The organism is Cryobacterium sp. TMT2-4 (assembly GCF_004402575.1).
GTDB lineage: Bacteria > Actinomycetota > Actinomycetes > Actinomycetales > Microbacteriaceae > Cryobacterium > Cryobacterium sandaracinum.
Genome location: NZ_SOGE01000014.1, coordinates 48,506 through 69,412, shown reverse-complemented (window position 1 = coordinate 69,412; position 20,907 = coordinate 48,506). Strand labels below are relative to the sequence as shown.

The window sequence follows — 20,907 nt, the reverse complement described above, 5'->3', positions numbered from 1 at the left end:
CGCTTGAATGCGCGGTAGATGTCTGGCAGTCTGTGAGAGCGCTCTCATCAGTGAGATGGTGGAGCACTCGCCGGCCGGAACATCCGCCGGAGTGAATCCAATGGAGAATCGCATGCCCCTCGAGACCATCATTCAGCCCACCGGCCGGGGCGAGATCCCGTTCGACCCCGCAGATGGCACTGACCCTGCGGAGGGCACCGTCCGGGGCGGACCGGTCGATCTGGACGGGCGCCGGTTCTACCGGATCGAGGCCTACGACCAGATGCCGCCGTTCTTCATGACCCTTGTCGGCGCGAGCAACGTCTGGCTCTTCATCTCGAGCACGGGCGGCCTGACGGCAGGACGGGTCGACGCCGATCGGGCCCTGTTCCCGTATTACACCGACGACAAGGTCACCGAGAGCGGCGGCCGAACCGGTGGGCTCAGCGTGCTGCTCGTTCGACGCCCCGACGGGACCGGGATTCACTGGCAGCCGTTCGCGGAGGTGCGTCCCGGCGATCAGGCCGTGCAGCGCACGCTGTACAAGGACGCCCTCGGCACGACCCTGGTCTTCGAGGAGACCCGCCCGGATCTCGGCCTGCGCCTGCGCGTGACCTGGCAGACGAGTGCCCGCTTCGGCGTCGTGCGCAGCTGCGCCCTGACCTCGCTCACCGACCAGAAGCTCACCGGCGAGCAGCTCGGCGAAACGCTCGACGTCGACCTCCTCGACGGCCTGGTGAACATCCTTCCCGCCGGAGCCCTCAAGAAGACGCAGAACGAGCTGAGCGTGCTGCTGGACGCCTACAAGCGGGCCGAACTCGACTCTTCGACGGGCCTCGGGCTGCTGACGCTGAACGCGACGCTCTCCGACCTCGCCGAGCCCAGCGAGTCGCTGCAGGCCAACGTGGCCTGGCAGGTAGGGCTGGGCAACGCCGAGCACCTGCTCTCGATCAGCCAGGTGGCTGCCTTCGCCCGGGGCCGGGGCATCACCGCCGAGACGGATGTCCGCGGCCAGCGCGGCGCTTACCTCGTGCACGCGCGGATCACGCTGGCCCCCGGAAGCACGCAGCGCTGGCAGATCGTCGCCGACGTCAACCAGGACGCGGCCGATGTCGTCGCCCTGCGCGAGAAGCTGCGAGATCCTGCCGGGCTCGCCGAGGAGCTCGCGGCCGACATCGTCGGCACCCGGTCCGACCTGGAGACGATCCTCGCGGCCACCGACGCCGCCCAGCACAGCGGCGACGAGCTCGCGACCATCCACCACACCGCCAACGTGCTTTTCAACACGATGCGCGGCGGCGTTCCGGCCGAGGGCTACACGGTGGAGTTGAGCGACGTGCGGGCGTTCATCATTCAGCGGAGTAAGTCGACCGCCCAGCGCTGCGCCGGCGTGCTGGCGGCGCTGCCCGAGCGGCTGCGCTCCGACGAACTCATCGCCATCGCCCAGGAGTACGGCGACGTAGACCTGTGGCGCCTCGCCACGGAATACCTGCCGCTCACGTTCAGCCGCCGGCACGGCGATCCGAGCCGGCCGTGGAATCAGTTCCGGATCGTTCTGAAAGACGAGAGTGGCATCCGTCGCCTGGAATACCAAGGCAACTGGCGGGACATCTTCCAGAACTGGGAGGCGCTGGCCTGGTCATTCCCCGAATACGTGGAGTCGATGGTCACGATCTTCCTTGACGCCACGACCGCCGACGGCTACAACCCGTACCGGATCTCTCGCGAGGGCATCGACTGGGAGGTCCCCGAGCCCGAAGACCCCTGGGCCAACATCGGTTACTGGAGCGACCACCAGATCATCTACCTGCTCAAGTTGCTCGAGACCTCCCGCCGATTCCACCCGGGGCGCCTCGACGCGCTCATCAACCGGGCGGCCTTCACCCACGCCGACGTGCCGTACCGGATCGCCGCCTATGCGGACATCCTCACGGACCCGTACAACACCATCACCTTCGACGACGAGCGGCAGCGCACGATCACGCGGCGGGTCGCCGAGGAGGGCTCGGACGGTCGGCTCGTGCACGGTGCCGACGGCGACCTCGTGCGGGTAACGCTGGCCGAGAAGGTGCTGCTGCTCCTGCTGGCCAAGCTCGTCAATCTGGTGCCGGACGGCGGCATCTGGATGACGACCCAGCGCCCGGAATGGAACGACGCCAACAACGCGCTCGTCGGCCGTGGCCTGTCGGTGGTCACCCTCGCCTATCTGCGCCGCTACCTCGTCTTCGTGCAGGACCTCCTGACGGTCGACGTCGAGCTCTCGAGCGAGCTCGCCGGACTGCTCACCGCGGTGCGCGACGTGCTCTTCGAGCATGCGGACGGCCTGGCCGGCGGGTTCGATTCCACTCGCCGCCGGGCCGTGATGGACGGCCTGGGCGAGGCAGGGACCTCCTATCGCGAGCGGGTCTACGCGGGGTTCGATGGGGAGCGGTCGACGGTCGCCGCGGGAGACGTCGCCGAGCTGCTCGATCTGGCTCGGCGCTTCATCGAGTCCGGCCTGCACGCCAACCGGCGGGACGACGGGCTCGTGCACTCCTACAACGTGCTGGAGTTCGGGGACGATGGGGCCGATGTGCGTCGGCTCGCGGAGATGCTCGAGGGCCAGGTCGCCATCCTTTCCTCCGGCCTGCTCGGCCCGGAAGAGACGCTGGACCTGCTCGGTGCCCTGCGCACGAGCCGGCTGTACCGCGCCGACCAGCACAGCTACATCCTCTATCCCGACAAGGACCTTTCGTCCTTCCTCGCCCGCAACACCTTCAGTGCGGCACGGGCCGCCGACTGCCCTCTCGCCCTGCGCCTCATCGCTGCCGGCGACCGCAGCATAGTTGTGCGGGATGTTCAGGGCGACCTGCACTTCGCCGCCCACATCCGAAACGCCAGGGGCGTTTCGGAGGCGCTCGACCGGCTCAGCGCCGACCCGACGCTGCAGGGCGCCGTGGAACAGGACCGGGCCGAACTGCTCACCATCTTCGAGGAAGTCTTCCGGCATGCGGAATTCACCGGGCGCTCCGGCTCGTTCTTCGCCTACGAGGGCCTCGGCAGCATCTACTGGCACATGGTCGCGAAGCTGCTGCTCGCGGTGCAGGAGACACTCGACCGGGCCGTCGCCGAGCAGGCGGATGAAACTTCGATCCAGGGGCTGATGGCGGCGTACGAGGACGTGCGTGCCGGCATCGGCTACCGCAAGGATCCGCTCACCTACGGTGCGTTCCCCACCGATCCTTACTCGCACACGCCCGCCGGCCAGGGCGCCCGGCAGCCGGGGATGACCGGGCAGGTCAAAGAGGAGGTGCTCACCCGCCTGGGCGAGCTCGGCCTGCGGGTCGAAGGCGGTCGCATCCGTTTGCGGCCCACCCTGCTGCGGGCCGGCGAGTGGACCACGGCTCCCGGCACGTTCGCCTACCGGGATGTCCTCGGCGAGCAGCACAGCGTCGAGCTGCCCGCGGACACGCTCGCGTTCACGTTCTGTCAGGTCCCGGTCGTGTTCCACCACGGCGGCCCGCTCGAGATGGTCGCACACCTCGCCGACGGCGCCCAGGTGCCCGGTCCCGGCGGCACGCTCGACGCCGACGTGAGCGCGAGCGTCTTCCGCCGCGACGGCCGGGTGCGCTCCCTCACGGTGACCGTACCGGACCAAGACGGACTCTGACCGCCGAGCCAGGAGAGAGCGCTCTCTTGACAAACCATCGATGCGCGCACTAACGTAAGCACCACCACGTGAGAGCGCTCTCACGGCACAATGAGAGCGACCTTGCATCCACCCATCAGCACGCACACAAGGGAGTGACCGTGAAGCGTTTCCCGCGCACCACACTTGCAGTAACAGTCGCCGGAGCAGCATCCTTCGCACTGGTTCTATCCGGTTGTTCAGCGAACGCCGGCGGAGAGCAGTCGACCGACGAAAACGTCAAACTGACCGTCGCGACGTTCAACGAATTCGGCTATGACGACCTGTTCGCCGAGTACGAGAAGGCCAACCCGAACGTCACCATCACGCACAAGAAGGCTGCCACCTCCAACGAGGCCCGCGACAACCTCACGACCCGTCTCGCCGCAGGCAGCGGCCTGAGCGACATCGAGGCCATCGAGGTCGACTGGCTGCCGGAACTGCTCCAATACTCCGACCAGTTCATCGACCTCGCCTCTGACGACGTCGACGAGCGCTGGCTCGACTGGAAGACCGAGGCCGCGACGGATGCCGACGGCCGCCTGATCGCCTACGGCACCGACATCGGTCCGGAAGCCGTCTGCTACCGCTCCGACCTGTTCGCCGCCGCCGGTCTTCCGACCGACCGCGCCGAGGTCGCCGCACTCCTCGGCACCAGCTGGGAGAGCTACTACGCAGCCGGTGAGAAGTTCGCTGCTGCCGGCACGAACGTGCCGTGGTTCGACTCTGCCGGAGCCACCTGGCAGGGCGTCGTCAACCAGATCCCCAACGCCTATGAAGAAGAAGACGGCACCATCATCGCCACCGGGAACCCGGAGGTGAAGAAGGCCTACACGAGCGTGCTCGAGGCCAGCAGCACGCTGTCCGCGCACCTCGGACAGTGGAGCGACGACTGGACCGCCAGCTTCCAGAACGACGGCTTCGCCACGATGCTCTGCCCGGGCTGGATGCTCGGCGTGATCTCCGGCAACGCTGAAGGCGTCGCCGGCTGGGACATCGCCGACACGTTCCCCGGCGGCGGCGGCAACTGGGGCGGCTCGTACCTGACCGTTCCCGAGCAATCCAAGAACCAGGCCGAGGCCCAGAAGCTCGCTTCCTGGCTGACCGCCCCGGAGCAGCAGCTCAAGGCGTTCGCGTCCAAGGGCACGTTTCCGAGCCAGCTCGAAGCCCTCGAGAGCGACGAACTCCTCGGCGCCACGAACGAGTTCTTCAACAACGCGCCGACCGGTGAGATCCTTGCCAACCGCGCCGCCGCTGTCGACGTGACCCCGTACAAGGGCGAGTTCTACTTCGCGATCAACGACGCCATGCAGCAGGCGCTCACCCGCGTCGAAGACGGCACCATGACGGCTGACGAGTCGTGGGCTCAGTGGGTCACCGACGTCGAGTCGCTCGGCTAACCAGCACCATCCCACCGGTCGGGCCTGTCGAGACCACCTGGTCCCGGCCGGCCCGACCCCGGTCTCGACCGGCTCACCCGGGCCTCGACAAGCTCAACCACCGAAGGACTTTCATGACTACCGTTGCCGCTGTCGAGGTGAATGCCCGCAGCATCCGCCGCATCGCCCTCAGCCACACACTGAGCCGCTGGGATGTGCGCTTCTCGCCCTACCTCTACATCTCCCCCTTCTTCCTCGTCTTCGCCGTCATGGGCCTCTTCCCGCTGCTGTACACGGCGTGGGTGTCGGTGCACGACTGGAACCTCATCGGCGGCCAGGGCGACTTCGTCGGCCTGGAGAACTTCGTCACGGTGCTGAGCCAGGGATACTTCTGGAACTCCCTGCGCAACACCTTCAGCATCTTCCTGCTCTCGAGCATCCCCCAGATCATCGTCGCGCTCGGCATCGCCGCCGTGCTCGACTTCAACCTGCGCGGAAAGACCTTCTGGCGCATGGGCGTGCTCCTTCCCTACGTCGTGGCCCCGGTCGCCGTCGCACTCATCTTCAACGACCTCTTCGGCGACAAGTTCGGCTTGATCAACAGCGCGATCATGAGCCTGGGCCTCGAGCCCGTGCGCTGGCACGTCGACGTGATCCCCAGCCACCTCGCCATCGCCACAATGGTGAACTTCCGCTGGACCGGTTACAACGCCCTTATCTTCCTCGCCGCCATGCAGGCCGTCCCGCGCGATTACTACGAGGCCGCCATCATCGACGGCGCCAACCGCTGGCGCACCTTCGGGTCGATCACCCTGCCGCTGCTGCGACCGATCATCATCTTCGTCATCCTGACCTCGACGATCGGCGGGCTGCAGATCTTCGACGAGGCACGCATGTTCGACAACGTCGGCCAGGGCGGAGCCAGTCGCCAGTGGCAGACGCTCACCCTGTACATCTACGAACTCGGCTGGAACCAGCGCAACTTCGGCCGGGCGTCCGCCGTGGCCTGGCTCCTGTTCCTGATCATCATCCTCATCGCTGTCATCAACTTCCTCATCACCCGTCGCATCGCGGGCACCGGCGACCGCAAGCTGCGCGTCCGCGCGAAAGGCATCTCATGAGCAAGACCATCATCGGCGGGCACGACCGTCGGCCGTCCCTCTGGGTCTACGGCATCCTGATCGCGGTTATCCTCGGCTCGGCCTTCCCGATCTGGTGGTCGTTCCTGATCGGCAGCCAGGATGCCTCCGCGCTGAACCAGAACGGGATGATGTGGATCCCGGGCGGTAACTTCATCGCCAACGCGGCCACGGTCATCGACAGCATCCCGTTCTGGACGGCGCTCGGCAACAGCATCATCGTGTCGTCCGTGGTGTCGCTCAGCGTCGTGATGTTCTCGACGCTCGCCGGCTACGCCTTCGCCAAGCTGAAGTTCCGCGGCCGGGAAGGTCTGCTCATCTTCGTGATCGCGACCATGGCCGTGCCGACCCAGCTCGGCGTCGTGCCCCTGTTCATCGTCATGTCAAGGCTCGGCTGGACCGGCAGCCTCTGGGCCGTCATCGCGCCCGCCATGGTGACCGCGTTCGGCGTGTTCTGGATGACCCAGTACCTGCGCGACGCACTGCCCGACGAGCTGATCGAGGCGGTGCGCATGGACGGAGCGTCGATGATCCGCAGCTTCTGGCACATCGGTCTCCCGGCCGCCCGCCCGGCCGCGGCGATGCTCGCCCTGTTCACGTTCATCGGCACCTGGACCAACTTCTTCTGGCCGTTCATCGTGCTCGGCCCCGGCAACCCGACCCTCCCGGTTGCACTGCAGCAGCTGCAGGCCGCCTTCTACGTCGACTACTCGCTCGTGCTGGCCGGCGTGGTGCTCTCGATCATCCCGCTGATCCTGGTCTTCATCTTCCTGGGTAAGCAGCTCGTGGCCGGAATCATGCAGGGCGCGGTCAAGGGATGACCTCGTTCGGAACACTCGAAACAATCACCGAGAATATGGGTATGACCTCACACGTTCGTTCCTTCCCGCCCGAGTTCCTCTTCGGGGCGGCGACGGCCGCCTACCAGATCGAGGGCGCCGCCCATGAGGACGGCCGCACGGATTCCATCTGGGACACGTTCAGCCGCGTGCCGGGTGCTGTCCTCAAGGCCGACAACGGCGACGTCGCCTGCGACCACTACCACCGCTATCAGGGCGACGTCGCCCTGATGAAGGACCTGGGGCTGCAGACCTACCGCTTCTCCACCTCCTGGGCCCGGGTGCGTCCCGACGGCGGGCCGGTCAACCCGAAGGGCGTGGACTTCTACTCCCGCCTGGTCGACGAGCTCCTCGGCGCCGGCATCAAGCCGTGGCTGACCCTCTACCACTGGGACCTGCCGCAGGCCCTCGAGGAGAAGGGTGGCTGGACCAACCGCGACACCGCCGCACGCTTCCGGGACTACGCCCTCACCGTGCACGACACCCTCGGCGACCGCGTGGGCGTGTGGACCACTCTCAACGAGCCGTGGTGCTCCTCCTTCCTCAGCTACACCGCCGGCGCCCACGCGCCCGGGCGGCAGAGCCCCCGGGACGGCCTGGCCGCCGCACACCACCTGCTCCTGGGGCACGGCCTCGCCGTCGAGGCGCTGCGCGAACGCGACTCGAAGCTCGAGCTCGGCATCACGCTCAACCTCACCGTCGCCAAGCCGGTCGATCCGACGCATGCGGGCGACGTGGATGCCGCGCGCCGCATCGACGGGCAGTTCAACCGGATCTTCCTCGACCCGGTCTTCCGCGGCTTCTACCCGGAGGATGTGCTCCAGGACGTGGCCGAGTACGGGCTGACCGATTTCATCCACGAGGGAGACCTGGCCCAGATCAACCAGCCGATCGACACCCTCGGCGTGAACTATTACCACGGCGACCTGGTCAGTGATCGCCCGGCCGAACATCCGTTGCTCGCCCAGGCCCCGACCGACCGCCCCACCCGGTCGCCGTTCCCGGCGGCCGACGGCGTCTACGACCACCCGCAGGGGCTGCCGCTGACCGCCATGGAGTGGGAGGTGCAGCCCGACGGGCTACGCGAACTGCTCGTTCGCGTGAACACCGACTACGCCGCCCCGACCGGCACGAGCCTCTACGTCACCGAGAACGGCGCGGCGTTCGACGACGTCGTCGCCGCGGACGGCAGTGTTCCGGATGCCCGGCGCACCGAATTCCTGACCGACCACCTGGGCGCCATCCTTGACGCGATCGATGAGGGAGTCGACGTCAAGGGCTACTTCTACTGGTCGCTGATGGACAACTACGAGTGGGCCTGGGGCTACGAGAAGCGCTTCGGCATCGTGCGGGTCGATTACGAGACCCAGGAGCGCACCGTCAAGGACAGCGGACGTTCTTACGCCGAGATCATCCGCAACCGCGCCCTCTCCTGAACCGGAACCGCGAGGGATGCGGGCAAAATATAATGGCGTCATGATAACGAGTGTGCGCCAGGTCCGTCCTTCGCAGCCCACCCTGGAAATGGTGGCCGAGGTGGCCGGGGTTTCCCGGGCCACCGTGAGCCGGGTCGTGAACGGGTCCACCAGGGTCAGCCCAGAGATCGTCGCCTCGGTGACGGACGCCATCAACCAGCTCAACTATGTTCCGAACCGGGCGGCCCGCTCGCTCGCGAGCCGGCAGACCGAGGCCGTGGCCCTGGTCGTGCCTGAGGATATGACCCGGTTCTTCGGTGATCCCTACTTCGCCGCGGTCGTGCAGGGCATCACCCGCCGACTCGACCAAAGTGATTACACGCTCAACCTGCTCGTTGCGTCGAGCGACCCACGGCACAAGACTCTGCGCTACCTGCGCTCGGGCAACGTCGACGGAGCGCTCATCATCTCGCACCACACCGGCGACGACTTCGTGGCCGAACTCGACAAGACCATGCCGGTGGTCTTCGGCGGCCGGCCGTCGAACGCGGACAACCTCGCCGCCTACTTCGTTGACGTCGACAACGCGGCGGGTGCCGAGACGGGCACCCAGCACCTCGTCGACATCGGGCGCCGCCGCATCGGCTCGATCGCCGGCGCGGTGGACATGCCGGCCGGCATCGACCGCCTCACCGGGTTCGAGCGCACGCTGGAGCGGGCCGGGCTGCCCGCGGATGCCGTCGAACTCGCCGACTTCACAGCCGCCGGTGGCGCGGCAGCCACCCGCCGGCTGCTGGAGCGGTGCCCCGACATCGACGGCCTCTTCGTGGCGAGCGACCTGATGGCCACCGGGGCGGTGGATGTGCTGCGTGAGCTCGGCCGCTCTGTGCCCGGCGACGTGGCCATCGTCGGGTTCGACGACAGCCCGGCCGCGACGAGCGGCCCGGTGCCGCTGACTACGGTGAGCCAGCCCTCCGAGGAAATGGGCTACGCGATGGCGGACATTCTGCTGCGCCGGCTCGCCGCCGACGAGAGCATGCCGCACCGCACCCTCATGCCGACCCGTTTGGTACTACGCGAGTCGGCGTGACACGCGCGGCTTCCCCGGTGCGGGTGCTGCGCCGTTGCGCGCGTGGCGCGCCGGCAGCGTAGCGGCGCAGCACCCGCGCACCGGCAATACCGGCGGGACCGGCAGGACGGGCAGGGCGGTCAGGCCAGCTGAGGCATGACCTCGCGGGCGATGAAGTCCAAGTGGCCGAGGTCGGACAGGTCCATGATCTGCAGGTAGACGCACTCGACCCCGTCGTGGGCGAGGGCGCCGAGGCGGTCCACGACCTCGGACGCCGTGCCGGCCACGCCGTGCGCCCGCAGCTCGGCCGGTTCCCGGCCCGCGGCCGCGGCCCGGCGAATGAAGTCTGCCTCGTTCGCGCCCGCGACGGCGATCAGCGCCGCCGAGTACACCAGCTCACGGGGATCGCGACCGATGGCCGCGCATGCAGCGCGCACGCCGGCGAACTTGGCCGGGACATCCGCGAAATCCGGGAACGGCAGGTTGAACTCGGTGGCGAAGCGGGCAGCCAGGGCCGGGGTACGCCTGGCGCCGCCACCGCCCACGATCACCGGGATGCGGGCCTGCACGGGCTTGGGCAGGGCGGGCGAGTCGACGAGCGTGTAGTGCTCGCCGGCAAAGCTGTAGCGGTCGCCGACCGGGGTCTCCCAGAGCCCGGTCACGATCTCCAGCTGCTCCTCGAGCATGCCGAACCGCCTGGCCGGGAACGGGATGCCGTAGGCCAGGTGTTCCTGCTCGAACCAGCCGGTGCCGAGGCCGAGCTCGACCCGCCCGCCCGACATCTGGTCGACCTGCGCCACCTGGATCGCGAGGATCCCCGGCGGACGGTAGGTCACCGACGAGACCAAAGTGCCGAGGCGGATGCGCCGGGTCTCCCGGGCGAGGCCCGCCAGGGTGGTCCAGGCATCCGTCGGCCCCGGCAGCACGGGAGCCGTGTCCCCCATCGCGAGGTAGTGGTCGGAACGGAAGAACGCGTCGAAGCCGAGCGTCTCCGCGGCCTGGGCCACGGCGAGGATGTCGTCGTAGGAGGCACCCTGCTGCGGTTCGGTGAAAATGCGAAGTCTCATGCTCCCAGCCTTGCCCCGGGCCGGTCGGCGCCGAAATCGAACAGCGCCGGCTGGGCCGGCTCGGGCGCGGCCGGCTCGGGCACGGCCGGCTCGAATCCGCCGGGCAGGAACTCCACCGCGGGCAGCAGCGCGAAGCGCGTGCGCATGACCTGGATCGACTCGGGGTTCTGGTCCACCAGCACGAAGCGGCGGCCGAGGGCCGCGGCAACCGCACCCGTCGTGCCGCTGCCGGCGAAGAAGTCGAGCACCCAGTCCCCCTCGCGGCTGGACGCCTGGATCATACGGCGCAGGATGCCGACGGGCTTCTGGGTGGGATACCCGGTCTTTTCCTTGCCGGTGGGCGACACGATCGTGTGCCACCAGACATCCGTCGGCAGCTTGCCCTTCGCGACCTTCTCGGGGGTGACCAGACCGGGCGCCATATAGGGCTCGCGGTCGACCGTGGTCGAGTCGAAGTAGTACCGGGCCGGGTTCTTCACGTAGACCAGGATCGTGTCGTGCTTGGTCGGCCAGCGGTTCTTCGACTTCGCGCCGTAATCGTAGGCCCAGATCAGCTCGTTCAGGAAGCAGTCCCGGCCGAAGAGGGCGTCGAGCAACACCTTGGCGTAGTGCGCCTCGCGGTAGTCGAGGTGCAGGTAGAGGGTGCCGTCATCGGACAGGAGGCGCCAGGCCTCGATCAGGCGCGGCTCGAGGAAGGCCCAATAGTCCTCGAACTGGTCGTCGTAGCCGAGCAGGTCACCCTTGATCCGCTCGTACCGCTGGCCCTTGAAGCCGGTGATGATGCCCGCGGCGTCCGCACCCAGGGCGACGGATACCGGGCTCGCCGGTGCGCGCACCGACGTCGTGGTCTGCCGGTTCTGCTTGCGCCCCGTGTTGAACGGCGGGTCCAGGTAGATCAGCGTGAAGGCCGCGTCGGGCAGCTGCGGCAGAACCTCGAGGTTGTTCGCGTGGACAACACGGCTGGGGGAGGAGGGAGACCACGCGATCGGCATTCCTTCATTGTGTCAGGCAGCCTACGCTGAGGGGATGACACCAGATGCAGCATCCCCGGAAACGACCGGGGAATCCGACTCGGTCGTATTCCGTCACGAACCGGCCCTGGCCCGGTACACGCTCGAGCTCGCCGGCACCACCGTGGGCTTCGCCGACTACGAGGTCGCCGGCCAGGATGTGCTGTTCACCCACGTCGAGGTGGACCCGGCGCACCGGGGCGAAGGTCTGGCGGGCATCCTCGTCGAGCAGGCGCTCGACGATGTTCGCACCCGCACCACGCTCACGGTCGTGCCGGTGTGCCCCTACGTTGTGCGCTGGATCGACCTGCACGCCGAGTACCAGGACCTGCTCACGCGCGGACGGTAGCCCGCGTATTGACGGCCCCGTGGCCTAGGGAACCCGCCCGATCCACTCCTCGGTGCCGAACTTGGTCTCTACCAGCTCGGTCGCCCTGGCATATTCCGCTTCGGTGATCTCTCCGGCGACGGCGCCATAGAGCCCGGTGAAGGTCGCCTTCATCCGGTCGATGATCGCATCCCGGCTGAGGCCGGTCTGGCTGCGCAGCGGGTCGACGCGCTTCGCGGCGCTCGTGATGCCCTTGTCGCTGAGTTTCTCCCGGCCGATGCGGAGCACCTGCACCATCTTGTCGCCGTCCATGTCGTAGCTCATGGTGACGTGGTGCAGCACGGCGCCGCTGCCGAGACGTTTCTGCGCGGCCCCGCCGATCTTGCCCTTGGGGCTCGTGATGTCGTTCAGCGGCTGGTAGTAAGCGTCGATGCCGAGGGATTTGAGCGCCGTGAGCACCCACTCGTCGAGGAATGCATAGGAGTCAGCGAACGTCATGCCCTGAACGAGGTCGGTCGGTGCGTAGATCGAGTAGGTGATGACCGAGCCGGCTTCCATGAACATGGCGCCGCCGCCGCTGATCCGGCGCACGACGGTGAAGCCGTGCTTGGCGGCCTGGACTGGGTCGACCTCGTTCTTCAGGGACTGGAAGCTGCCGATGACGACGGCCGGCTCCGTCCATTCCCAGATCCGCATCGTGGGGTTGCGGCGCCCCTCGCCAACCTCGATCGCGAGCACCTCGTCAAGCGCCATCTGCATGACGGGAGCGACAGCCTTGGTGTGGATCAGCTGCCACTCGTAGTCGCGCCAGCCGCTGGCCTGGGCGAGGGAGCGACGGATGGCCACCGCCACCGATTCGGGCGAGAACCCGAGCAGCGTGGCATGGGCCGGGAGCGCGGCGCGCACTGCGGCGGCGATGCTGACCGCGTCGCTGTCGGCGGACAGGCCGTTCACGGCCGCGTTGATGTCGCCGAGCGCACTGTCGGGCTCGAGGAAGAAATCACCGGCCAGCCGGAAGTCGACGATCGTGTTGTCAACGACATCGAGATCGACGACGACGAGCTTGCCGCCTGGAACTTTATATTCACCGTGCATGACGCCAGCCTAATCGGCGCGCACGGCAAAACGTTTGGCCAGCCACCCGATCAGGTCGTCGAAGACATCCTCACGGTTCGTCTCGTTGAACACCTCGTGGCGGGCACCGGGGTAGGTGATGACCCGGATGTCCCGAAGTCCCGACCGCCCGGAATAGGCCCGAACCAGCCTGCGAGCGCTGCGCTCCCCGCCCACGATGTCGTCACCGCCGACCAGGATGAGCAGCGGCAGGCCCGGCGGCAGGTCGCGGCCCGGCCTGCCGAAGAGGCGCGCCGCCTCTCGCAGCCCGAACAGCTTGGCCAGCGGGGTCGTGGTCGTGAGCGGGTCGGCGATGAAAGCGCGGGCCACCTCTGGATCGCGGCTGAGCCACTCCACCCCGGTGTCGCCGAGGTGCTTGTGTCGGCGGTTGAGGTCGCCGCTGTCCAGGTAGCCGGGCATCCGGTAGGCCGTGCCGCTGAGCACGACCGCGTCGTAGTCGGCGGCGTGCGCATTGACGATCATCTGCACCATGAAGGACCCCCAGCTGTGGCCGAGCAGCACGAGCGGCAGGTCAGGGTGAGTGGCGCGGATGATCCCACTCAGCTGGCGTACGCCGGCCACTGCCGCGCGCAGTCCGCCGGGGCCGAGGCGGCCGAGGCGGGACAGGTCGCCGTCATACTGGTGCACTCCGGTCTGGCCGTGGCCGCGGTGGTCGTCGGCGTAGACCGTGTAGCCGGCCGTGTTCAGTCGGGTGGCGAGCTCCGCATACCGCTGCGCATGCTCACCGACCCCGTGAGCGAGCTGCACGATGGCCCGCGGGCGATCGACCGGCCAGGTGAAATACGTGATCGAGACGCCAAAGTCATCCGTGTAGGTAGGCACGAGGCCAGTCTGGCAGGACTCGCCCCGCGCGTCTCTGGATTCCGGTTCTTTGCCGTCGATCCTGAACTAGGCTGCGAGCAGGGAATACTTAGCGAGGCTAAGTGGTTAGGGTGGGTAGCTATGGAATCTTCACCGACATCTCACGTGCTTGCGCCGGAGGTCTCCCCTGGTCGACGTGCGACGGTAGCCGAGTTGAGTCACGATTTCCGGCTGGCCAACGGCCGGCTGGCCCGCCGCCTGCGGCAGGAGAAGGCCGACAATGAGCTCAGCTCGAGCCAGTTCTCGGCCCTCGGCACCCTGTTTTTCCATGGCCCGTTCACCCTCCGCGAGCTCAGCGAACGCGAGCGGGTCACGCCGCCGTCGATGAACCGCACGGTCAACGCGCTGGTCGAGGCTGGCCTCGTGAACCGGGCCGGCTCTGCAGACGACGGCCGCAAGGTGGTGCTCACGGTGACCGACCAGGGGCGCACCCTGATGCGGGAGACGCGCAAACGCAGGGATGCCTGGCTCGCCCAGCGCATCGTCACGCTCAGCCCCGACCAGCGCCGGATCCTCACCGAGGCCGTCGACATCATGAAGGAACTCGCCAACAGTTGAACAACATGTTCCGCTCCCTGAGCATCCCGAACTATCGAATCTGGTTCGCGGGGGCCCTCGTGTCGAACATCGGAACCTGGATGCAGCGCACGGCCCAGGACTGGATCGTGCTGACCGAACTGACCGATTACAACGCCACCGCGGTGGGCATCGTGATGGCTTTGCAATTCGGGCCCCAGCTCGTGCTGATGCCCTGGTCCGGCCTCATCGCGGACCGGTTCAACCGGCGCAGACTGCTCATCCTGACGCAGACCCTGATGGGCCTGCTCGCCCTCGGCCTCGGTGTGATCACCGTCACCGGAGTCGCGGAGCTGTGGCACGTCTACCTCTTCGCCCTGGGCCTCGGGATCGTCGCGGCGATCGACGCCCCCGCCCGCCAGACCTTCGTGTCGGAGCTGGTCTCCGACAACGACCTCCCGAACGCCGTGGCCCTCAACTCCGCATCGTTCAACGGCGCTCGGCTGATCGGACCGGCCGCCGCGGGGCTGCTCACGGTCGCCGTCGGCGCCGGCTGGGTCTTCATGATCAACTCGGCGACGTTCGCGGCGACGGTGCTCGCGATGACTCTTCTGCGCACCGTTCAGCTGAGGCCGCAGCCGCGGGCCACCCGCGAGCGGGGACAGCTGATGGCTGGCTTCCGGTACGTGTCCCGCCGGCCAGACATCATCGTCGTGTTGATCACCGTCTTCCTGGTGGGCACCTTCGGCTTCAACTTCGCGATCTTCACGGCGACGATGGCCACGGTCGAGTTCGGCATGGGTGCCAGCGAGTTCGGGCTGCTCAGTTCGATCATGGCCATCGGCTCCGTCGCGGGCGCGCTGATGGCCGCCCGTCGCGGCCGGCCGCGGCTGCGTCTGGTCATCGTCGGATCCTTCGCGTTCGGCCTGTCCTGCGCTGTGGCCGCGGTGATGCCCAACTACCTGACCTTCGCGATCTCCCTGACCTTCGTCGGCCTGTCCTCGCTGACCCTGATGACCACCGCGAACGCCTACGTGCAGACCACGACGCGGCCGGCCATGCGCGGCCGGGTGATGGCGCTCTATATGGCGATCTTCGCCGGCGGCACGCCACTCGGGGCGCCCCTGGTGGGCTGGGTAGCCGACCAGTTCGGCCCGCGCTGGGCGCTGGGCGTGGCCGCGCTCTCGGGCCTCCTCGCGGCCGGGGCGGTGCTCTTCTGGATGGTGCGCTACCGCAGCCTGCGGGTACGGTTCCGCCGGGGCATGACCCCACGAATGCGGGTGCACCACGACGGAGACGGCCGCACCGCCGAGACCGCCACCCGCGAAATCGCGATCGTCGAGGCCACGGCGACGCGCTAGCGGAGTGAGACCCGACGAGCCTGGCGGTAGTTCTCCCCGAACGAATTCGACGGAGATTCTGCCCAAATCGTTGCCATAAGGCCCGAAAAAGCAGGTTTCGCTCAGATTCTCCGTCGAATTGGTTCAACACCGGACACCGCGCCCCCCTTGCTGAACAGAGTCCGCGCGGTGCAGCCAGCTCTGAGCCTGTGGGGCGCAACACAACGAATCGCTTGGCATCCACTCGGCTGACGGATGCCGGTCAGCGCACGCCGTTCATCAGCCGCAGGATCGGTCGGGCGATCAGTGCGAGCAACAGCCCGAGCACGATCGCGACCCCGCCGATCACGCTGAAGTAGACCGTCTCCGACACCGATGTGTACCACTCGGCGAGCCAGCCGGACACCGCGGTGCCCAGGGCGATCGAGAGGAAGAACAGCGCGACCATCTGGGTCTTGAAGGGTTCCGGGGCGAGCCGCGTCGTGACGGCCAGGCCGACCGGTCCGATCAGAAGCTCCGCCACCGTGAGCACGAACAGGATCGCGATCATCGCGAGCAGTGGCGTCGAATTCGGGCCGCCGTCGACGAACGGGAGGAACAGCAGGAACGCGGAACCCATCAGCGCGGTGCCGAACGCGAACTTGACCGGGGTGGACGGCTGACGGGAACCCCAGCGCGTCCACAGCGCGGCGAAGGCACCCGAGAGCAGGATGATGAAGACCGGGTTGAACGACTGCACCCACGACACCGGCAGCTCCCAGCCGAACACGTCGCGGTTGAGCCGTTCGTCGGTGTAGATGGTCACCACCGTGAACTGCTGCTGGGAGAGGGACCAGAACGCGGCACTGGCCACGAACAGCGGCATGAACGCGTAGACGCGTTTGCGCTCGAGGGCGGTGATCTGACGGTTGCGCAGGATGACCACGAAGTAGCAGACCGTGGCGATCAGGGTCAGCGCGATAACGATGGTGACCAGGCCGGATGCCGTGATCACGCCGAGCAGGACCAGCACCACGATCACGGCGGTCGTTGCGATCGCGGCCCAGAGGTAGCCGGCGTGGCGCGACGCCGGCAGCGGGTTCGGCACCTCGTGCACGATGGCCGGCAGGCGCTTGCGGCCGAAGGAGTACTGCACCAGGCCGATCGCCATCCCCACGGCGGCGAGCCCGAACCCGTAGTGGAAGCCGAGGGTCGTCTGCAGCAGGCCGGTCAGGACCGGCCCGAAGAAGGCACCCAGGTTGATGCCGAGGTAGAAGAGCGAGAAGCCCGCGTCGAGCCGAGGGTCGTCCTTGGCGTAGAGCGCGCCCACGACGCTGGTCGCGTTGGCCTTGAGCCCGCCGCTGCCCAGCGCGATCAGGATGAGCCCGGTCGCCACGCCGCCGAGGCCCGGCAGGAGAGCGAGTGCCACGTGCCCCACCGCGATCACGATGGCGCTGCAGAAGAGCACCCGCTCCGAGCCCACCAGGCGGTCGGCCACCCAGGCTCCCAGAATGGTCGACAGGTAAACGCCGCCGCCGTAGGCCCCCACGATGCCTGCCGCGGTGGCCTGCGGGATCCCGAGGCCGCCGTCGGCCGCGGAGTAGTACAAATAGAGCAGCAGGATGCCCTGCATCCCGTAGAACGAAAACCGCTCCCACATCTCGACGCCGAACACGTTGGCGAGGGCGCGAGGCTGTCCGAGGAAGCTTCGGTCGTCACGGGTGGGAGATTGTTCAACAACCGAGCTCATTGCTTGACCTTACCGTGTGCCCCCAGACCTGGGGGCATCGGCAGGGTCGCGGCATCCGGCCCGGAGGGCACGGTACGATTTTGCCCGTACCGTTACGACGACCGGGAAGGGGCAACGTGGACACCTTCTCGCTCGTTTCCCTCCTCAGCGAGGTGCTGACCCTGATCGGCCTGGCCGTCGGCGGGGCACTCTTCGCGGCCGGTCTCGTCGCGCGCGGTGTGAAGGGTCGCTGGGTACTGACGGATGGCGTCATCGCGTCCTCCCGGGCCGGAACGGTCATCCGCTGGTTCGACCGTGACGGCGAGGTGCACGAGTGCCCGGCGAACACACACGAGACGCACGGGCTCGCGCCCGGCGACGACGTGCCGGTCTGGTTCAGCCTCCGCACCCCCTCCCGGTGTCGCACCCACACCCCGGAGGCCGAGGGCCGGGCACTGCGCCTGACCGGCCTGATCCTGCTCGGCATCGGTGCCGCGTCCGGCGTGCTCGGCATCGTGCTGCTCTTCATCTGAGATCCTCTGCGTTCGCACGGAGCCCGCCGCCGTGACCAGGCCCGGTCAGCGCTCGGAACGACCTCTCCACCCCGGCCACGTCCGGTTCGCAGCGTGGAGAACCGGAGGCGGACTGCCGCCGGTTCACGCAACTCCAGGGGAACCACGCAATGTGCTCAATCCTGATCGCGGCGGCCGCGGCCAGTGGACCGAGGAATCACTGACCGCCTTCGCCGGGTCTCCCGAGTTGGGTGTGAGCACACTCGAGCTGGACACCCATTTGTCCAGTGCCAACCAGGTGGTGGTGTGGCACGACGACGTGATGACGTCCAGCAAATGCGCCGACGCCGCTCCCGCGTTCCCCGGCGACTCGGCCTTTCCCTATGCCGACGACCGGGTGCGCGACCTGAGCCTGGCCGAGATCCGCACCCTGGACTGCGGCTACCAGCAGTCGCCGGGCTTCCCTGAGCAGGCGAACACCCCCGGCAGTCGGATCGGTCAGTCCTGCAGAGCTTCGACTGGGCGTCACTGAACCTCACCCGGCAAATCGCCCCGGATCTGACCCTGGGGGCCCGATCGAGCGGGGATTCCTGACCGGGCGTCGGGCAGCCCGAATCCAGCCCGAACCTGGGCGGCCTCGGCCTCCCGGTCGTCCCGTGGACGGTGAACGAGACCGCGGACTTGACCAGCCTGAGTGCGGCCTGAAGGTGCCGGCGGCGTATACCCGGTGACGGATGCGCCCCGGGCGCTGGTGCGCATCGGGCGCGTCGTGTAGCGTGTGGTCAGACCACACCGCCCGACGCATGATCCCCGCCGGGCACACCGCATGCCACCCCAACGTCGAGGAGGAGCCCATGAGCATCGAACGCCGTGCCTGGGAAGTCGTGTTGCAGAACATCGAGCTGGATCTCCTCAGTGGGCGACTACGCCCGGGTGACCATCTTCCGCCCGAGCGGGCCCTCGCCGCCGAGCTGGGCGTCGGACGGTCCAGCGTGCGCGAGGCCATCCGGGTGCTCGAAGTGCTCGGGCTGCTTCGCACGTCCGCCGGGTCGGGGCCCACGGCGGGTGCGATCATCGTGGCCCTGCCCGGCGGCGGCATGTCGGCGCTGATGCGTCTGCAGGTGGCGGCGCAGGGGTTCCCCGTCTCTGACGTGGTCAAGACCCGGCTGGTGCTCGAGGCCTCGGTCGTGACCGAGCTGGCGGAGGCATCCGCCCAGGCCAGTTCCACCATGGACGCCAACGCCTCCCTGCACCCCGACCTGACGACGCCCGAGCTGCTGCTCTGCGCCATGGAGTCTCCCGCGCTGACCGAGGGGGAATTCCTGGCCCTCGACGCCGCGTTCCACCTGGCCCTGGCCACCGCATCGGGCAACCAGGTCGTGACCGCCACGATGGCGGGGCTGCGCAGTGCCATCGAGGGCTATGTGCGGGCGGGCGCGACCAGCCTCACTTCCTGGCCCGACACCTCCGCCCGTCTCCGCACCGAACACCGCGCGATCCTCGGCGCGATCGAGGCCGGCGATCCCCCGGCCGCCCGCAGCCTCGTGCAGTCCCATATCGCGGGTTACTACGCCGAAACCCACCTTGCCAACCACCTGCCCGACCTCTTCGCCAACGACCACACGGATGCCAACGGGCACCCGGTGGCCCGATAGAAAGGACCCTTCGACCATGGTTCAACGACGCATCCCGAAGATCAAAGACCTTGCCCCGCTGATGCACTTCAAGACCCCCGAGCTGAACGCGAAGAAGCGCCGCCTCGAGGGCGCGCTCACCATCTACGACCTGCGCGACATCGCCAAGAAGCGCACCCCCAAGGCCGCGTTCGACTACACCGACGGCGCCGCCGAGGCCGAGCTGTCGCTGGGCCGTGCCCGCCAGGCCTTCGAGGACATCGAGTTCAACCCGTCGATCCTGCGGGACGTGTCGGCCGTGTCGACGGGCTGGGACGTGCTCGGCGCCCCCGTGGCCCAGCCCTTCGGAATCGCCCCGACCGGGTTCACCCGGATGATGCAGACCGAGGGTGAGATCGCGGGCGCCCACGTCGCGGCCCGGGCCGGCATCCCCTTCTCCCTGTCGACCATGGGCACCACGTCGATCGAGGACGTCAAGGCCGCGAACCCCCACGGGCGCAACTGGTTCCAGCTCTACATGTGGAAGGACCGCGACCGCTCGATGGCGCTCGTGGACCGGGCCGCGAAGGCCGGCTACGACACCCTGCTGGTGACTGTGGACGTGCCCGTGGCCGGCGCGCGCCTGCGCGACAAGCGCAACGGTTTCTCGATCCCGCCGGCCCTGACCGCCGGAACGGTCATCAACGCACTGCCGCGGCCGGAGTGGTGGATCAACTTCCTCACCACCGAACCGCTCGCCTTCGCCAGCCTCGACCGCTGGAGCGGCACAGTCGCCGACCTGCTCGACACCATGTTCGACCCCACCGTCACCTTCGAGGACCTGGCCTGGATCAAGGCGCAGTGGCCCGGCAAGATCGTCGTCAAGGGCGTACAGAGCCTGGCGGATGCGCGCACGCTCGCCGACCTCGGCGTGGACGGCATCATCCTCTCCAACCACGGCGGGCGCCAGCTCGACCGCGCCCCGATCCCGTTCCACCTGCTGCCGAACGTCGTGCGCGAGGTCGGCAGCGAATACGAGGTGCATCTGGACACGGGCATCATGAGCGGCGCCGACATCGTCGCGTCCGTTGCCCTCGGTGCCCGCTTCACCCTGGTCGGCCGCGCCTACCTCTACGGCCTGATGGCCGGCGGCGAGGCCGGCGTCGACCGGGCCGTCCAGATCCTCTCCGAGCAGGTCTCCCGCACCATGCGACTGCTCGGCGTGAACAGCCTGGAGGAGCTCGAGCCGGGCCACGTCACCCAGCTCGCACGCCTCGGCCGCATCGCGCAGCCGGTGGCGGCATCCGTCGGCGTGTAGTGTCGTGGCCACC

At 68.1% G+C, this 20,907-nt stretch carries 18 protein-coding genes; 13 read left to right on the top strand and 5 right to left on the bottom strand.

Annotated elements, in window-relative coordinates; genetic code table 11:
• The first annotated feature begins 112 nt into the window (after window positions 1–112).
• The 6 genes from E3O54_RS04000 to E3O54_RS03975 all read left to right on the top strand — a co-directional run bounded on the left by E3O54_RS04000 (window position 113) and on the right by E3O54_RS03975 (window position 9,508).
• A complete protein-coding gene (locus E3O54_RS04000; protein ID WP_134400989.1) occupies window positions 113–3,628 on the top strand; it encodes a hypothetical protein in 3,516 nt (1,171 codons plus the stop codon).
• Between the two features lie 140 nt (window positions 3,629–3,768).
• Window positions 3,769–5,046: an ABC transporter substrate-binding protein gene (locus tag E3O54_RS03995; protein WP_104099954.1), complete on the top strand. Its 1,278-nt coding sequence runs from the start codon at window positions 3,769–3,771 to the stop codon at window positions 5,044–5,046.
• Between the two features lie 113 nt (window positions 5,047–5,159).
• Window positions 5,160–6,146, top strand: coding sequence for a carbohydrate ABC transporter permease (locus tag E3O54_RS03990; RefSeq protein WP_104099904.1), 987 nt, complete (start codon window positions 5,160–5,162; stop codon window positions 6,144–6,146).
• Window positions 6,143–6,985 (top strand): carbohydrate ABC transporter permease, encoded by an 843-nt coding sequence (locus E3O54_RS03985; protein ID WP_104099905.1) that lies wholly within the window; start codon window positions 6,143–6,145, stop codon window positions 6,983–6,985. The genes E3O54_RS03990 and E3O54_RS03985 overlap by 4 nt, the downstream gene beginning before the upstream one ends.
• A gap of 41 nt (window positions 6,986–7,026) precedes the next feature.
• Window positions 7,027–8,439 carry a GH1 family beta-glucosidase gene (locus E3O54_RS03980; protein ID WP_134400988.1) on the top strand — a complete coding sequence of 471 codons (1,413 nt, stop codon included), beginning with the start codon at window positions 7,027–7,029 and terminating at the stop codon, window positions 8,437–8,439.
• 40 nt (window positions 8,440–8,479) lie between these two features.
• Entirely contained in the window at window positions 8,480–9,508 is a 1,029-nt protein-coding gene (locus tag E3O54_RS03975; RefSeq protein WP_104099906.1) for a LacI family DNA-binding transcriptional regulator, read from the top strand.
• A 119-nt stretch (window positions 9,509–9,627) separates the two neighbouring features.
• Here E3O54_RS03975 and E3O54_RS03970 read toward each other — a convergent pair whose 3' ends face one another.
• Together E3O54_RS03970 and E3O54_RS03965 are read right to left on the bottom strand one after the other, a co-directional pair.
• Window positions 9,628–10,554: an LLM class F420-dependent oxidoreductase gene (locus tag E3O54_RS03970; protein WP_134400987.1), complete on the bottom strand. Its 927-nt coding sequence runs from the start codon at window positions 10,552–10,554 to the stop codon at window positions 9,628–9,630.
• Window positions 10,551–11,546 (bottom strand): site-specific DNA-methyltransferase, encoded by a 996-nt coding sequence (locus E3O54_RS03965; RefSeq protein ID WP_134375165.1) that lies wholly within the window; start codon window positions 11,544–11,546, stop codon window positions 10,551–10,553. Before E3O54_RS03965 ends, E3O54_RS03970 begins: the two co-directional genes overlap by 4 nt.
• A 34-nt stretch (window positions 11,547–11,580) precedes the next feature.
• Here E3O54_RS03965 and E3O54_RS03960 point away from each other — a divergent pair, with 34 nt between their 5' ends.
• A complete protein-coding gene (locus tag E3O54_RS03960) occupies window positions 11,581–11,913 on the top strand; it encodes a GNAT family N-acetyltransferase (RefSeq protein ID WP_104099909.1) in 333 nt (110 codons plus the stop codon).
• 24 nt (window positions 11,914–11,937) lie between these two features.
• On the opposite strand, the gene E3O54_RS03955 is transcribed toward E3O54_RS03960, so the two are convergent.
• Entirely contained in the window at window positions 11,938–12,987 is a 1,050-nt protein-coding gene (locus E3O54_RS03955) for a biotin/lipoate A/B protein ligase family protein (protein ID WP_104099910.1), read from the bottom strand.
• 9 nt (window positions 12,988–12,996) lie between these two features.
• Window positions 12,997–13,848 carry an alpha/beta fold hydrolase gene (locus E3O54_RS03950; protein WP_104099911.1) on the bottom strand — a complete coding sequence of 284 codons (852 nt, stop codon included), beginning with the start codon at window positions 13,846–13,848 and terminating at the stop codon, window positions 12,997–12,999.
• A gap of 192 nt (window positions 13,849–14,040) precedes the next feature.
• On the opposite strand from E3O54_RS03950, the gene E3O54_RS03945 reads away from it, so the two are divergent.
• Both E3O54_RS03945 and E3O54_RS03940 read left to right on the top strand, forming a co-directional pair.
• Window positions 14,041–14,445 carry a MarR family winged helix-turn-helix transcriptional regulator gene (locus E3O54_RS03945; RefSeq protein WP_233191233.1) on the top strand — a complete coding sequence of 135 codons (405 nt, stop codon included), beginning with the start codon at window positions 14,041–14,043 and terminating at the stop codon, window positions 14,443–14,445.
• A 5-nt stretch (window positions 14,446–14,450) separates the two neighbouring features.
• On the top strand, window positions 14,451–15,764 hold the full coding sequence (locus E3O54_RS03940; RefSeq protein WP_134342539.1) for an MFS transporter: 1,314 nt from the start codon (window positions 14,451–14,453) through the stop codon (window positions 15,762–15,764).
• A 241-nt stretch (window positions 15,765–16,005) separates the two neighbouring features.
• Here E3O54_RS03940 and E3O54_RS03935 read toward each other — a convergent pair whose 3' ends face one another.
• Window positions 16,006–17,472 carry a peptide MFS transporter gene (locus E3O54_RS03935; RefSeq protein WP_134375169.1) on the bottom strand — a complete coding sequence of 489 codons (1,467 nt, stop codon included), beginning with the start codon at window positions 17,470–17,472 and terminating at the stop codon, window positions 16,006–16,008.
• Between the two features lie 116 nt (window positions 17,473–17,588).
• On the opposite strand from E3O54_RS03935, the gene E3O54_RS03930 reads away from it, so the two are divergent.
• The 4 genes from E3O54_RS03930 to E3O54_RS03915 all read left to right on the top strand — a co-directional run bounded on the left by E3O54_RS03930 (window position 17,589) and on the right by E3O54_RS03915 (window position 20,894).
• Window positions 17,589–17,984: a sortase gene (locus tag E3O54_RS03930; RefSeq protein WP_104099914.1), complete on the top strand. Its 396-nt coding sequence runs from the start codon at window positions 17,589–17,591 to the stop codon at window positions 17,982–17,984.
• 151 nt (window positions 17,985–18,135) lie between these two features.
• Window positions 18,136–18,495: a glycerophosphodiester phosphodiesterase family protein gene (locus tag E3O54_RS16775; RefSeq protein WP_233191235.1), complete on the top strand. Its 360-nt coding sequence runs from the start codon at window positions 18,136–18,138 to the stop codon at window positions 18,493–18,495.
• A 322-nt stretch (window positions 18,496–18,817) separates the two neighbouring features.
• Window positions 18,818–19,618: a FadR/GntR family transcriptional regulator gene (locus tag E3O54_RS03920; protein WP_104099915.1), complete on the top strand. Its 801-nt coding sequence runs from the start codon at window positions 18,818–18,820 to the stop codon at window positions 19,616–19,618.
• A 16-nt stretch (window positions 19,619–19,634) separates the two neighbouring features.
• Entirely contained in the window at window positions 19,635–20,894 is a 1,260-nt protein-coding gene (locus E3O54_RS03915) for an alpha-hydroxy acid oxidase (protein WP_134400986.1), read from the top strand.
• Window positions 20,895–20,907: the final 13 nt, after the last annotated feature.

Coding starts and splice junctions, on each gene's coding strand:
- E3O54_RS04000 (WP_134400989.1), top strand. CDS start 113: ATGCCCCTCGAGACCATCATTCAGCCCACCGGCCGGGGCGAGATCCCG.
- E3O54_RS03990 (WP_104099904.1), top strand. CDS start 5,160: ATGACTACCGTTGCCGCTGTCGAGGTGAATGCCCGCAGCATCCGCCGC.
- E3O54_RS03985 (WP_104099905.1), top strand. CDS start 6,143: ATGAGCAAGACCATCATCGGCGGGCACGACCGTCGGCCGTCCCTCTGG.
- E3O54_RS03980 (WP_134400988.1), top strand. CDS start 7,027: ATGACCTCACACGTTCGTTCCTTCCCGCCCGAGTTCCTCTTCGGGGCG.
- E3O54_RS03975 (WP_104099906.1), top strand. CDS start 8,480: ATGATAACGAGTGTGCGCCAGGTCCGTCCTTCGCAGCCCACCCTGGAA.
- E3O54_RS03970 (WP_134400987.1), bottom strand. CDS start 10,554: ATGAGACTTCGCATTTTCACCGAACCGCAGCAGGGTGCCTCCTACGAC.
- E3O54_RS03965 (WP_134375165.1), bottom strand. CDS start 11,546: ATGCCGATCGCGTGGTCTCCCTCCTCCCCCAGCCGTGTTGTCCACGCG.
- E3O54_RS03960 (WP_104099909.1), top strand. CDS start 11,581: ATGACACCAGATGCAGCATCCCCGGAAACGACCGGGGAATCCGACTCG.
- E3O54_RS03955 (WP_104099910.1), bottom strand. CDS start 12,987: ATGCACGGTGAATATAAAGTTCCAGGCGGCAAGCTCGTCGTCGTCGAT.
- E3O54_RS03940 (WP_134342539.1), top strand. CDS start 14,451: ATGTTCCGCTCCCTGAGCATCCCGAACTATCGAATCTGGTTCGCGGGG.
- E3O54_RS03935 (WP_134375169.1), bottom strand. CDS start 17,472: ATGAGCTCGGTTGTTGAACAATCTCCCACCCGTGACGACCGAAGCTTC.
- E3O54_RS03920 (WP_104099915.1), top strand. CDS start 18,818: ATGAGCATCGAACGCCGTGCCTGGGAAGTCGTGTTGCAGAACATCGAG.
- E3O54_RS03915 (WP_134400986.1), top strand. CDS start 19,635: ATGGTTCAACGACGCATCCCGAAGATCAAAGACCTTGCCCCGCTGATG.